The sequence below is a fragment of the Thiomicrorhabdus indica genome, from assembly GCF_004293625.1.
In the GTDB taxonomy this organism is placed as follows: domain Bacteria; phylum Pseudomonadota; class Gammaproteobacteria; order Thiomicrospirales; family Thiomicrospiraceae; genus Thiomicrorhabdus; species Thiomicrorhabdus indica.
On the sequence record NZ_CP033040.1, the window covers coordinates 243,013 to 257,289 of the forward strand.

At 43.1% G+C, this 14,277-nt stretch carries 11 protein-coding genes; 4 read left to right on the forward strand and 7 right to left on the reverse strand.

Annotation, left to right across the window (positions count from 1 at the left end; all coding sequences use genetic code 11):
* Positions 1-133 precede the first annotated feature (133 nt).
* Both D9T12_RS00995 and dbpA read right to left on the reverse strand, forming a co-directional pair.
* Complete coding sequence (locus tag D9T12_RS00995) at positions 134-655, reverse strand: cytochrome b (protein WP_130536426.1); 522 nt, start codon at positions 653-655, stop codon at positions 134-136.
* A gap of 220 nt (positions 656-875) precedes the next feature.
* Entirely contained in the window at positions 876-2,279 is a 1,404-nt protein-coding gene (gene dbpA / locus D9T12_RS01000; RefSeq protein ID WP_130536427.1) for an ATP-dependent RNA helicase DbpA, read from the reverse strand.
* 195 nt (positions 2,280-2,474) lie between these two features.
* Here dbpA and D9T12_RS01005 point away from each other — a divergent pair, with 195 nt between their 5' ends.
* From D9T12_RS01005 to D9T12_RS01015, 3 genes are all read left to right on the forward strand, one after another.
* Positions 2,475-3,053 (forward strand): hypothetical protein, encoded by a 579-nt coding sequence (locus D9T12_RS01005; protein WP_130536428.1) that lies wholly within the window; start codon positions 2,475-2,477, stop codon positions 3,051-3,053.
* A 98-nt stretch (positions 3,054-3,151) separates the two neighbouring features.
* Positions 3,152-3,691, forward strand: a complete 540-nt coding sequence (locus D9T12_RS01010; RefSeq protein ID WP_130536429.1) for a YaeQ family protein — start codon at positions 3,152-3,154, stop codon at positions 3,689-3,691.
* Between the two features lie 41 nt (positions 3,692-3,732).
* Entirely contained in the window at positions 3,733-4,068 is a 336-nt protein-coding gene (locus D9T12_RS01015; protein WP_206199114.1) for a VF530 family protein, read from the forward strand.
* A 47-nt stretch (positions 4,069-4,115) separates the two neighbouring features.
* Here the strand turns inward: D9T12_RS01015 and D9T12_RS01020 are convergent, their stop codons facing one another.
* The 5 genes from D9T12_RS01020 to D9T12_RS01040 form a co-directional block, all read right to left on the reverse strand.
* A complete protein-coding gene (locus tag D9T12_RS01020) occupies positions 4,116-5,255 on the reverse strand; it encodes an aminomethyl transferase family protein (protein WP_130536430.1) in 1,140 nt (379 codons plus the stop codon).
* Between the two features lie 611 nt (positions 5,256-5,866).
* Entirely contained in the window at positions 5,867-6,559 is a 693-nt protein-coding gene (locus tag D9T12_RS01025; protein ID WP_130536431.1) for an HIRAN domain-containing protein, read from the reverse strand.
* Entirely contained in the window at positions 6,546-7,484 is a 939-nt protein-coding gene (locus D9T12_RS01030) for a HipA domain-containing protein (protein WP_130536432.1), read from the reverse strand. Before D9T12_RS01030 ends, D9T12_RS01025 begins: the two co-directional genes overlap by 14 nt.
* 55 nt (positions 7,485-7,539) lie before the next feature.
* On the reverse strand, positions 7,540-11,379 hold the full coding sequence (metH, locus tag D9T12_RS01035) for a methionine synthase (RefSeq protein ID WP_130536433.1): 3,840 nt from the start codon (positions 11,377-11,379) through the stop codon (positions 7,540-7,542).
* A gap of 186 nt (positions 11,380-11,565) precedes the next feature.
* Positions 11,566-12,828: a diguanylate cyclase gene (locus D9T12_RS01040; RefSeq protein ID WP_130536434.1), complete on the reverse strand. Its 1,263-nt coding sequence runs from the start codon at positions 12,826-12,828 to the stop codon at positions 11,566-11,568.
* 190 nt (positions 12,829-13,018) lie between these two features.
* On the opposite strand from D9T12_RS01040, the gene trmA reads away from it, so the two are divergent.
* The gene (gene trmA / locus D9T12_RS01045; RefSeq protein WP_130536435.1) at positions 13,019-14,101 is read left to right on the forward strand and encodes a tRNA (uridine(54)-C5)-methyltransferase TrmA; all 1,083 of its coding nucleotides are present in this window, start codon (positions 13,019-13,021) and stop codon (positions 14,099-14,101) included.
* Positions 14,102-14,277 lie beyond the last annotated feature (176 nt).

Below are 14,277 nucleotides of genomic sequence, written 5' to 3' on the forward strand. Positions count from 1 at the left end.
CAAAAATGGCCAATGCAGCTGAAAGGTATTGTAAGGCTTGTGAGATGCACATAGGTGGGAATTAAATTGAATCGAGGTGAAAAAAATGCCCCATATAAAATGGGGCAAGGGGGGGACTTTTAATGATGTGTCACTACAACATGCGTTGCATGACATCGTCTTTTTTGACAAAACGGTGATAAAGAGCCATTGCGATATGTCCAGCAACCAAAATTAATAGAGCCCAAGCAATCAGTGAATGGATACTGCCAATGGCGGCCATCCAGGCGATTTCATTTTCGCTACCAGCGACGAGTTCGATACCGAATGGATCAAGGCCGTAACCTTTACCAATCATGATCATTACGCCTGTGATTGGCAAGACGAGCATGCCCAGATACAGTAGGCCATGTCCGGCTTTCACGGCAATTCGGCTTGCTGCGTCAGGTTGTGGGCGTTTGTTTTTTTGCTTAATTGCCCAGAAAAGGCGGAAGAGAATGAACAGCAGTATTAAAGAACCAATGGAAACGTGCCAAGACGCTAGGTTTTCACCAATCCAGTGTTCACCTTCATTGATTCGGTCAAAAAACTTCATAAATTGCCAAGTAATTAAAAAAGCCATGCCCCAGTGCAATAAACGACTTAGAAATCCATAACGTGTTTTTGTATCTTGCATACTCTCCTCCTCATGAATTAAGAGCTTAGTCGAGTATACCTGCTGCGATAGGATTCGCTAGACGGTTGGGGAGTATTACTTAAAGTTTGCACAATTGAGGAATAATGACCATGAATTTTTACCGGCCGGTAAAGACCGGTAAGTTAGGCTTATATAGCGAAGTCACTTTTAAAACTTAGTTCAGAGTTCAAGCTTGGATGGCATTAGGTTAGGCACTAGGTTAGTTTAAAAATCGTGCACGAACTTTTCGGCCTTTGAGTTTGTCGTTATTGAGTTTGTTTATCGCTTCTTGGCTGAATTTTTTATCAACGGCTACAAATGAGCGCTGTGCGGTGATTTTGATTTTACCGACTGCATCGCCACTAATGCCTCCATCGCCAGTGAGTGCCCCCAAAATATCACCCGGACGAATCTTATTTTTCTTACCACTGTCGATCATCAGCGTTACCATTGGTGCTTTCAATGGGCGCTGCATCAAGACGGAAGCATCTGGCAATGCTTCTGTTTTTATTTTAATGCCGAGCGCTTCTTCAAGCAGAGCGACTTTATAGTTTTGTTTATCGCTTTGTTTGGTGCTAATCAACGAGCATGCAAAGCCATTTTTACCTGCACGACCCGTGCGCCCAATACGGTGAATATGGACTTCAGGATCGTGAGCTAAATGATAGTTAATCACTACTTCAATCGAGTCAATATCTAAGCCACGAGCGGCAACATCGGTTGCAACCAGAACCGTCGCGCTTTGATTAGCAAACTGAATTAGGGCTTGGTCGCGTTCACGCTGTTCCAAATCGCCATGCAGTGCGATTGAGCTGAAACCATCGGCATATAAATTGTCAGCCAGTTCCTGCACCTCACGCTTAGTATTGCAAAACACGACTGCCGAAGTGGTTTGGTGTGTCATGAGCAGAAGTTTTACCGCTTTTTGGCGTTCTTCTTCGTTTGCTACAGCATAAAAATGTTGACGGATCGCATTGTCACTATGAACAGACTCGACTTTCACGTGTTTCGGGTTCTTTAAAATATGTGCTGACAACTGTTGAATGGACTCGGGAAAGGTTGCACTAAATAACAAGGTTTGCCGAGACTCTGGCGTATGATTAATGACGGTTTCTAAGGATTCCTGAAAGCCCATTTCCAACATGCGGTCGGCTTCATCGAGAACCAATATATCCAAATCGTTTAAGTTAAGGGTGCCTTTTTGCAGGTGGTCTTCAATTCGCCCAGGTGTTCCAACCACAATGTGGGCACCATATTCGAGTGAGGCGGCTTGCGGTTTAAAAGGTGTGCCGCCACAAAGGGTCAGCAGTTTGACGTTCTCAATTTGACTGGCGAGTTTACGAATCTCGGTTGCGACTTGTTCCGCAAGTTCACGTGTTGGGCACAAAATTAATGCTTGAGTGCCCAGCCATTTGGGGTTTAGGTTTTGCAGCAATCCCAAACCGAACGCGGCTGTTTTTCCAGAGCCGGTTTTTGCTTGAGCAATAAGGTCTTCGCCTTGCAAAATAAACGGCACGCTTTGGGCCTGAATTGGGGTCATCTGAGTAAAGTTTAGAGTCTGGAGTGCAGCAATTAATTCAGGACGAATGTTGAGTTCGGAAAAAGCAGTGGAAGAGTGTGTCAAAGGGAAAGCCTGTCGCAATAAAAAGAAAACAATATTGTACTCCTGAACGCTAAATTCGGTGAATAGTTTGAATTAATTCAATCTTTTCTAGACAATGCCAGAAAGCCAAGTGATTTAGATGAATTAAGAAGCCTTGGGTGATAAAAAGTTATAAATAAATTCGTCAGTTACCGGAGAAGCTTTATTGATTCGATAATGTTGAAGGAAGGGTTTAGTCTGCTAGCCATTCTCATTACCTTTGTGGCTTTTTACCCCTATATTCAGTCCATTCGCACGGATACTAGTCAGCCGCACGTTTTTTCGTGGGTAATTTGGGGCAGTGCGACCTGTGTGGTGTTTTTGGCTCAGATGGAAGACAATGCGGGAGCCGGTGCTTGGTCCATCGGTTTGTCGGGCATGATTGCATTGTGGATTGCGTTCATGGCTTATCTACAGCAAGGTGAGATTCGTGCTACTCGTTCCGATTGGGGCTTTTTGGTTTTAGCCTTGTCATCGCTGCCTTTTTGGTACTTCACTGCCGATCCTTTATGGGCGGTGGTGATTTTAACCACTGTTGATGCGTTGGGATTTGGTCCAACCTTAAGGAAGGTTTATCGCTTTCCTTACTCTGAAAAGCTGTTGTTTTTTATCTTGTTAGGCGTCCGTAATGTATTGGTGATCTTGGCGCTTGAGAATTATTCGCTCACGACTGTACTGTTCCCCGTGGTGGTCACATTGGCTTGTCTGCTATTAATTTCTATTGCTGTTTATCGACGAAGAGTGGTTTCGTTTTGAGGAAATCAATTTAAAACATAAGCTACCGGCCGGTAAAGTTTCTGTAATAATCTACGACCGTTTTCTGTTTTAACTGATTTCCAAAGATAAGGCACCCTGTGGCACTGAAACCAATCATTTATAAATTCAATATTTCTCTCTCTGATATGAACCGTGGGCATTATGATGCGTTGAATCTCACCGTCGCCAAGCATCCCTCAGAAAATGATGAGCGCATGATGGCGCGATTACTCGCTTATTGTTTAAATGCACAGGAGTATTTAGATTTTGGCGCGGGGTTGAGTGAGGTTGATGATCCTGCGATTTCAGTAACGACTTTAGATGATCAATTGGCGCTGTGGATTGATATGGGAGAACCGGCTTTTGAGCGTTTGAAAAAAGCGACACGCAAAGCTGAGAAAGTTAAAGTTTATAGCTTCAATAGCAAATCCGATGTTTGGTGGGAACAAGGTCAATCGCAATTTTCTCAACTTAACATGGATGTTTATCGCTTCGATTGGAGTGAAATACAAGCGCTTTCTAGTATGCTTGAGCGCACGATGGCAATGTCAGTTACGATTAGCGGCAACTCAGCCTATATTGCGACTGCCAAAGGTGAATGCGAAGTCAACTGGGAAACTTTGCAAGAGAAAGAGTAAGGTTTCTTGTTCTTTAAATTCGATTATTTAAGGAGATGAAAATGGTCGATAAATCGCAGACGAACCCTCAAAAACCTACAGAAAGTAGTCAAAAAGAATCGCGCGCATCTCGCCCACGTTTGGAGCAGACGTCAAATCAGCGAAATAATCCATTACATGGAATAACCTTGAAGGTCATTGTCACCGAATTACAAGAATATTATGGTTGGCAAGGCTTGGCAGAGAAGACGCGAATGAACTGTTTTAAAAGTAATCCCTCGATTAAATCGAGCCTCACTTTTTTGCGTAAAACACCTTGGGCTCGTGATAAAGTTGAGCAACTTTATCTATTCACTCAACGTGAAATCATGCGCAACCGAAAAGCTAAAAACCGCTAAAAAAGGCCGTTAAAACGGCCTTTTTAGGTTTGAGAAAGAAAGCGCGATTAGCCTTTTGCGGTACGTTTTTTCTTCTCTGGATCATCAAACGGCATAGTATGTGCAATTGCCGATACTTCAAGGCTACCTTTAACTTCTAGAGGCGTGCCGTGTTTTGCATAAGGCAATTCTAGACGAGCAATTGCCATGGTTCTATCTGTTAAGCGAGAGTACATACCACAGGTAATCACGCCGACTTTTTTGCCATCTGCCCAAAGTTCATCACCTTCAGCAGGCGCGTCTTTGCCATCAAGTAACACACCGAAGATGCTAAAGCGCTCTTTGCCTTTCAAGCGGAAGTGTTCAAAGGCACCACAGAATTCAGTTTTGCCTTTAGAGACGGTAAAGTCCAGACCCAATTCCCAAAGCGTGTCACCGGCCGGTTCATTTTCGAACGGATACATTTCTGAGTTGTCGAATGGGAAGAACAATAGATAGCTTTCAGTACGAAGCCAGTCAAGAGTCGTGAACGAGCAAGGGATGATGCCGAAGTCCTTACCTTTTTCCAGAATATTATCCCAGATAGTTACGGCATCTTTAGCCTTACAGAAAATTTCGTAACCCCGCTCTCCTGTGTATCCTGTGCGTGAAATCGTCACTGGGCAACCGAAAAGAGTGGTGTGCATGTGGTGGAAATAGTTCAGGTTACGAATTCCTTCAACATGTTCAGCTAGGAAGTCTACAGCGACAGGCCCTTGCAGTGAAAGATCGTGCAAATCGTCATCGAACAATACAGCGACTTGTTTACCAATCGCACCTTGAGTTAGGCGCTCATAACCGGTTCCGGTACCGTGTACGACCATAAATGAGTTAGGACCCATGCGGTAGATAACACAGTCATCGATAAATTTACCGGCTTCATTCAGCATGGTCGCATAGACGGATTTGCCTGGGTAAAGTTTTGAAATGTCACGAGTGGTTGCCCACTCTAGCAAGCTTTCAGCATGTGGGCCGATGTAATGGACTTTTTTAAGACCAGAAACATCCATTAAACCCGCTTTAGTTCGGATTGCTTCGTGATCGTCGGCTAGGGTGTAACCGCTGTTGCTGTAAGTCCAAGCGGTGGGCATGCCATTCCAGTCTTCCAGATTAGACCCCAAAGCACGGTGTCTTTCAGCCAGTGCCGCCATACGCCATGAATTTGCCATAGTTCTCTCCTTTCGTCGATAAGATTAGCTAAGAGTATTTCTTAAAATTCAATAAAGATTCCTGATAAGAATACCATTTTTATTTTCTTTTGAGAAAAATATTATTCCTGATAGGAAAATAATTTTCATTCTTTATCAAGCAGTCAGGGGAGAACCAATAAATGGCATAAAATGTTTTGAACGCTTTTAGTTCTGGGTTTTTGCTCATAGAAAAATAGAACGCGGCTGTAACGAAGAGGAAGGAAAAGAAAAAAGTAAGGTAAAGTCGATTAGATTAATTAAAGGTGGAATGTAAAAGTTAAAAAGATGTCGCTATTATGATAAGAATTTAATTTTACTCTGCCCCCCAATTATGGACTGTTTAACCACCGTACCCGTACAAACCCAAGCTCAAAATTGAAAAACACGCACTGGCGCATTTTATCGAAGATTGATGGCAACAAACTGTGTGGATAATGAGTGCGCAGGACAGTTGCAAAATTGGCACCAACAACTGCTCAATGACCAAATTGAGCTGGCTGAATTGTTATTGAAAATAGACTAGATTAAAAGCAATGGAGTCTCACTCCATTGCAGCTGTGTTGGAAAGACAACGATTAGAAGCAGTTTGCTTACCTTACTCTGAGCATGACGTAAATGAGGGGTCTGTCTTGAGTCCCTGATTTTTTGGCAATTTTGCACTCAATATTTCTATCCATTAATTTACGAACTGTTGGGCATAAAAGTTTGTTTATGTAACCTAAAATTTTATTATCAATAAGTACTGTAATAGCTTGATTATCATATTCATTAGAGTCTTCAGTTTTAAGCTCTACCACTGAGTTAATATCTAGATTTGATACTTCTTCGTAAGTTAAATAGTAACGAGTGCCAGCAAGTTCCATAAGGTAATCAAACGGTATTGTTGCTTCTTCTAGGTTGGGAATTAAGTCAAATCCATCACTAGGAAGTTGAACTCCTGTGTGGGTGATTAGATCGAAATCACTACCATCGAAAGTTTCGGGTAAGTTATGGTTAGTTAAATATTTTTTAAAATCTCGACGTGAACGTGGCGGTAATCTTTTCATAAAAGTGGCCATCACATCATTGGAAAATGTCCCTTTGTTTAAAGGGAATGCTGGATAGCCTAAAAAACCTTGCTCTAATGCAGATGCATAGTCTTGAGTCTGTGTTAAATATGAGAACTCATGTTTATCGTTTTGTCTTTTAATTTCACCCACTAAGTAACGCTGATGACGATCTTTGTTCGATTGCCATGTTAAAAACAGTGTATTTACATGTATGGGATTATTAATCACTATCATTTTTTAATTCTTCTTTAATTAACTCTAGTCTGATTGTGATGTTTTTTTGAATCCAATTTAACCGTTCTTCACTAAATGGGACGGCTATGTCAATTCGAGTCAAAGTCTCAATTTCAGATAGCATTCTCTCTAAATTTAAGGTTTCTATTTTAGAATTCATGTATTGTCGAAATTTATCGTCAAGATTCGCAATACCACCTACTAAATGAAAGTGTGGAATTCTATTTCTAGTGTCGTCTTTTGTAAATCTTAAATGATGACGGCCTTTATTGATATACTCAATGGTTCGGTTTTTGTTCCATTTAGAAATTTTATCTAAGAATCTTTCATGACCTAGAGATGTTCCGTTATCAAATAGAGGACTTAAACGAGATTTATCGTTGCTTTGAAAAACTACGCCCCAATTTTCTTGGTGTCTATCTGTATTACCAATTAATGCATCGAATAAGGCCATGTCCGCTAACCATTCTATACGATTTGTGACTAAGCCATAATGAACAGAGAGCGTTCTTATAATAAGAGTCATATCTTCAAGGTTGTGTTCTTTGCCGGTTCGATCATCAAAATTAGGTATCAATCTTTTAAAGTATGATCCTGCATGGATGAATCGTTCATCAGTTACATCGTAAAACCACTCGATCAGAGAGCCGCATATTACTTCACCGTCACTAATCATTATGGCTGGAAGAGCCTTTGGAACATCAACCCCTAAATATTTAGAAATGATATGGGCAACAATTTCAGTCCAGAATTGATCGGGATAGCGATTTATTGATTCTTTAAATAAATAGGGCCAATTTGGTTTTAAGCTCTCAGTGTTTATTGAGACAGGAGACCATAACATTTCCTTATCTCGAGCGCCGACAGGAAATATTGCATGGTGCTCATCCTTAGTCCAATTTGTAACATCGAATACTTGAATCAAAAGTTACTACCTCATTCGTTAGGATTCAATGGAGTATATTAAGGGCTTGGTATATCTACTGCGCAAAATCTTCAGGGTCATAGCCTAGATTTGGTGCGAGCCATTTTTCGGTTTCTTCGATTGACCAGCCTTTGCGGTGAGCGTAGTCTTCGACTTGGTCGCGACCAAGTGAGCCGATACCGAAGTATTTAGACTCTGGGTGTGAGAAGTAGACACCGGAAACCGCAGCCGTTGGCGTCATGGCGTAGCTAGACGTTAGCTCTAAACCGATTTCGCTATCCGGTTTTAGCAGTTCCCAGATGGTGCCTTTTTCGGTGTGCTCCGGACAAGCAGGATAACCCGGTGCAGGGCGGATACCTTGGTATTTTTCACGAATGAGTGCTTCGTTGTCCAAGTCTTCATTCGGCGCATAGCCCCATTCTTCTTTACGCACGATTTCATGCAATGTTTCGGCAAAGGCTTCTGCAAAGCGGTCGGCCAACGCTTTGAGCATGATTGATTTGTAGTCATCGTGATCGGCTTCAAATTCTGCTGCTTTTTCATCACAGCCGATACCACCAGAAACTGCGAATAGACCGACGTAATCGGCAATTTCAGTGTCTTTTGGAGCTACATAATCCGACAAGCATTGGTTATAACCGCCGCGTTTTTTCTCCGCCTGTTGGCGTAAGTTGTGCAGTACGGTTAGCACTTCGGTGCGCGATTCGTCAGTATAGACTTCAATATCATCGCCAATTGCATTCGCTGGATAGAAGCCGTAAACCGCTTTGGCAGTCAGCCATTTTTCAGAAATGATTTGTTTCAGCATCGCTTGTGCATCGGCATAGACTTTTTTCGCTTCTTCACCGACGACCTTGTCATCCAAAATGCGAGGGAAGAGGCCGTGTAGTTCCCAAGATTGGAAGAATGGCGACCAGTCGAAACGTTCCAACAATTTTTCCAACGGGAAGTCTTCAATGACACGTGAGCCAAGGAATGAAGGTTTTACCGGCCGGTAATCTTTCCAGTCGATTTCAATGCGGTTTTCGCGAGCCTTATTAATCGGTACTCGTTTGACCTGCTTGGCACGAGCTTTACGCTCTTCGCGCACGGTTTCGTATTCGGCACGAATCTTGGCGGCGAAGTCGACTTTCAGGTCATTGGAAATCAAACTTTGTGCGACACCGACCGCACGCGATGCATCTTTTACGTAAACCACTGGATGATCGTATTGCGGTTCGATTTTCACCGCGGTATGCGCTTTGGAAGTGGTTGCGCCACCGATTAACAGCGGCAAGTCCATATTACGTTCTTTCATCAACTTGGCGACATTGACCATCTCTTCCAGAGATGGAGTGATCAGACCGGAAAGTCCGATGACGTTTGCGCCTTCTTTAACCGCTGTATCAAGAATTTTTTCGGCCGGTACCATTACACCGAGGTCGATGACTTCAAAGTTATTACATTGTAGTACCACACCCACAATGTTTTTACCGATATCGTGCACGTCACCTTTAACGGTCGCCATGACGATTTTTCCGTTCGCTTGACCTTCAGTTTTCGCCGCTAGAAGATAAGGGTCAAGATAGGCCACTGCGCGCTTCATGACACGTGCTGATTTAACGACCTGCGGCAGGAACATTTTTCCAGAACCGAACAGGTCACCGACCACGTTCATACCGTCCATTAGAGGACCTTCGATGACTAATAGCCCTGAACCGAGTTTTTGGTAAGCTTCCTCGGTATCTTCTTCGATATAGTCGGTAATGCCTTTGACCAGTGCGTGTTCCAAACGTTTTTCAACGCTTTCTTCACGCCATTTAGTATCGGCAACCTTGCTGGCTGCTGTGCCGTCACCACGGAATTCTTCCGCGACTTCTAGCAAGCGCTCTCCAGCTTCAGGGTCTTTGTTGAGAATGACGTCTTCAACGGCCAGACGCAGTTTTTCCGGTAGGTCATCGTAAATTGCCATTTGGCCGGCGTTGACAATCCCCATGTCCATGCCTTCTTTAATTGCGTAGTAGAGGAATACCGAGTGAATCGCTTCACGCACCGGATTGTTGCCACGGAAGGAGAAGGAGACATTGGAAACACCACCGGAAATTTTGGCATGCGGTAGATTGGCTTTAATCCATGTCACTGCATTGATAAAGTCCAGACCGTAGTTATTGTGTTCTTCAATACCGGTCGCGACCGCGAAGATATTCGGGTCGAAAATAATGTCTTGCGGCAGGAAGCCAACCTTGTCGACTAGCACGCGATACGAGCGTTCGCAGATTTCGATTTTGCGCTCTAGCGTATCCGCTTGACCGTCTTCATCAAAGGCCATAACAATGGTCGCAGCACCGTATTGTTTGACTTTGCGCGCGTGTTCGATAAAGGCTTCTTCTCCCTCTTTCAGAGAGATGGAGTTGACCACGCCTTTACCTTGAATACATTTCAGGCCAGCTTCAATGACTTCCCATTTAGAGGAGTCGATCATAATTGGTACACGCGAGGCTTCCGGTTCGGAAGCCAATAGGTTTAGGAATTTGACCATGCACGCCTTAGCGTCCAGCATCCCTTCATCCATGTTCACATCGATAATTTGTGCGCCGTCTTCTACCTGTTTAACCGCGATCTCAATTGCTTCTTCGTAGTTCTCTTCGATAATCAGGCGTTTGAATTTGGCAGAACCTGTGACGTTGTTCCGCTCACCGACATTGACGAACAGTGTGCTTTCATCAATGTTTAATGGTTCTAAACCCGATAGGCGACAGGCAGGTTTGACGTTCGGCAAAGTTCGGGCTGGATGTGCCAAAGCAGCGTTTGCCATGGCTTCGACATGATCCGGCGTAGTCCCGCAACAGCCACCAATGATATTGATCCAGCCGTGTTCCGCCCAGTGTTTGATTTCTGCCGCCATTTGTTCCGGTGTTTCGTCGTATTCACCAAACTCGTTTGGCAAACCGGCATTCGGATGCACGGAAACGTAGGTTTCACAAACACGGCTTAACTCTTGTACATAAGGGCGCAGTTCTTCTGGCCCAAGCGCACAGTTAAGACCAACCGACAGTGGTTCAGCGTGAGCCACTGCATTGTAAAAGGCTTCTGTGGTTTGACCACTTAAAGTACGACCGGATGCGTCAGTGATAGTACCGCTCAACATAATAGGCACTTCTGGGAAAGCGCCTATTTCACTCAGCACTTTGTTGGCAGCCTCACTGCGCTGCTCATTAACTTCAGTTAACTCTGCTGCTACTTCGGCTGCCGTCGTGTTCTGAGCGAAATATTCATCTTTCCGCTTATGCCACGCTTCGCGTAATTCGTTTTCCACCTCTTTAACGGCAAAAATCGCGGCTTTGGCATTGAGGGTATCGAAAATGGTTTCAATTAAAATGGTGTCTACACCGCCTTCTAACAGGGCGCGAGTCGCTTGTTTGTAAGCTTCGACCAGTTCGTCAAAAGAGGTGTTGCGGTAACCTGGATCATTGACGTCAGGCGAAATGGAAGCGGTGCGGTTTGTTGGCCCAAGCACACCAGCGACAAAACGTGGTTTGCCGTCTTCTGACTCGGCAATATCGCAGGCTTCGCGAGCGACTTTGGCACAGGCGAGGTTTAACTCGCTGACATAGTCTTGCATGTCGTAATCGGCTTGGGCAATCGTGGTCGCGTTAAAGGAGTTCGTCTCAACGATATCGACGCCCTTTCGCAAAAAGTCCAAATGGATGTCGCGAATCACATCCGGTTTGGTCATCGCCAAGATGTCGTTATTGCCTTTGATGTCCATATGATAATCGGCAAAACGCTCGCCACGGAAATCTTCTTCCGTTAGATTCATATTTTGAATCATAGTCCCCATAGCGCCATCCAGAATGACGACTCTTTCGGCAAGAAGTGATTTTAAAGTGGCGATACGTTGTGCGCGTGAACTCATCGGTTTTTAGCCCCAGAATTAAGTAAGAGCGTGTTAAGCACTCTTGGTAAAAACAAAATTGGGCGCTATTTTAACCGATTTAACCGGCCGGTATAAATTTCGAGTGGCTGAGGGAATGGGCTGATAAGGCAGTATGCCTTATCTTTTTGGTAGATAGGCAGAATAAGATATTGAATCATTCATTGTTTATTTGCATAAATTCACTTGATTACGACCATTCTCTTTAGAGTAGTACAACGCTTTGTCAGCCAGATTTATGGTCTGAAAGATGTCGTCCCCATGAAAACTCATGCCTGCACTCAAGGTGTATGCAATTCCTGTATCAATATCGGATTGGGTTTCTATCGTTTTTAGAAGAAGTTTGGTTTTTTGAGTGATTTGCTCAGTCATGGATTTCGAATCATTCGCGCAACCAAATACGCAAAACTCTTCTCCACCAAAACGTCCAACAATTTCATTATGGAAAATGGTTTGAATCATTTGCGCTGTGTAGCGAATCACTTCATCGCCTTTTGTATGACCGTAGCTATCATTGACCGCTTTGAAATGGTCTATATCAAGCATAATCGTAAAGTATTGCTGTTGATTGTATTGACATTTTTGGAAGCACTCTTCACCAATTTTGTAAAAATGGCGACGGTTATAGAGTTCAGTTAAGGGGTCAATCTGTGAAAAAAATTCGACTTCTTTGTAAGATTCGCACAGTTCAATATTCTGGCGAATTCGCACATGAATTTCTTCTGGACTGGACTGTGTATTGAAAAAGTCATTGACGCCATATTTCATCATTTTAATTGCATTGGCGATGTTTTGTTCAGGCTCACACGCCATCAATGGCAGTTGATGCGAGTCAAACTTCTGTCGGACTTTTGAGAGGAAATTCATGACGTCTGAGCTACCAAGTTTGGTCGAGTTTTCGATGAGAATCATGGATGGAAGGTTTTTACTATCCATGTCATCAAGGTTGGGCAATTGTTCGGTGGCTGTCACTTGGTAGCGATGGCGTTTAAGAAGCGTTTCGAGAAAGTTTCGATAATTGGAGTCTTGCTTTCCAAGCAGTAGAATTTCTCTTTGCGCGTTGCGATAAATGTTCAGTAAGACCTTTATTGCATAGTCGATTGATGCTGGACTGTCTTTCAGTACAAAGTCAGCGACTTGTTTTTTAAGCATCTCTTTGCGGATGTTTTCATTGAAAGTGCCACTCAAAACGACTGCAGTGATTTGATGTTGATTGAGTACATCAATGGTTTCGCCTTTTGGAGCGTCTGGCAAGTTCAGGTCACACAGGCAGACTTCTATTTTAATTGTTGTGTCTGCGATGGTTTGTTCAACTTCAGATAAGCTATGACAAGTGAGAACAGGGATAGGGGAGATTTTTTCTAAATTCTGTTTCAGTAATTGAGCGATGGATTTTTGATCATCAACGATGAGAAAAACGGATTGTGTCATAGAAAACTCAGAGTTGGCAAAACCATTATTTAATAGGAAAAGTCAGTATAGTCTTGCTACGTGTTTTTATCTAGTGCTTAAATGTGTTTATCTCAACCTTAAATGTGCAAGAATTTGGAATCGTCAGCGTAAGCTTGGCACCTCGTTTATAATCTGCAACAGTTTTGCTATTGATAAAGGGTTTTGAATTATGTTGTGCCAAGTCTTTCCTGAAAATTATGCTCAACAGCTTCAAGAAAAAACAACGAGATTGACTGAGTTATTGCCTTCTGTTCCAAATTTTGAAGCGTTTGAATCACCTAAAAGTCATTTTCGAGCAAGGGCAGAGTTCCGCATTTGGCATGAAGAGGATGATTCCTTTTACATCATGTTTGACCAAGAAACCAAGCAGAAAGTTAAAATTGATGCTTGCCCTATGGCGATTCAACCGATTGCCGATTTAATGCAGCCTTTGATGGCGGAAATCAAATCAACGCCGGTTTTACGAAGCAAACTGTTTCAAATCGACTTTTTAGCGACGCTTTCAGGTGAAATGCTGGTCACTCTGATTTATCGTCGGCCGATAGAAGGCGATGATGCTTGGTTGTCCGCTGCGAATGCTTTAAAAGAGAAGCTTCCTATTACCCATATTATTGGGCGAGCGCGAAAACAAAAGATTGTCCTTGACCAAGACTTTGTCACAGAGACATTAAACGTCGATGGTAAGCCGTTTCGATATCAACAGATTGAAAACAGCTTCACTCAGCCGAATCCTTTCATGGCGCAATCCATGTTGCACTGGGCGAGAAAGCAGACACAAAATTGTGGCGGTGACTTGATTGAGTTGTATTGCGGCAATGGTAATTTTTCAATTGCACTGGCTGAAAACTTCAATCGAGTACTGGCGACCGAGATTTCGAAAACGTCTGTGGCATCTGCTCAAGTTAATATTGCAGATAACCAAATCGATAATTTGGTGATTGTTAAGCTTGCTGCGGAAGAGGTGACGGAAGCTTTGAATGGACGTGAGTTTTTTCGGCTGAAAGATGTGGATTTGTCATCTTATGATTTCAGTACAATTTTTGTTGATCCTCCACGCTCGGGGTTGGATGATTTGACGCGACAAATGGTGACGGAGTACGACAATATTTTGTACATCTCTTGTAATCCAGAAACCTTGGCGAGAGATCTGGAAGTAATTTGTCAGTCTCACGAGTTGGTTTCCACGGCTTTATTCGATCAGTTTCCTTATTCGCATCATATTGAAAGTGGTGTCTTTTTGAAACGCCGTTAGATTTTTGTTAGACCTTGATCATTTCTGTTAAAAGAGGCCGGCCGGTCTTGTTTTGATCACTGAAAGGCTGCTTTAACAACAAGTTTAGGGAGAAGGTTGTCTTTTCTAAGGTAAAGTTATGGAAAGCTTATTGTCAGATTGTTGTTATATAAACGTTTTATAATGCGATAAATATT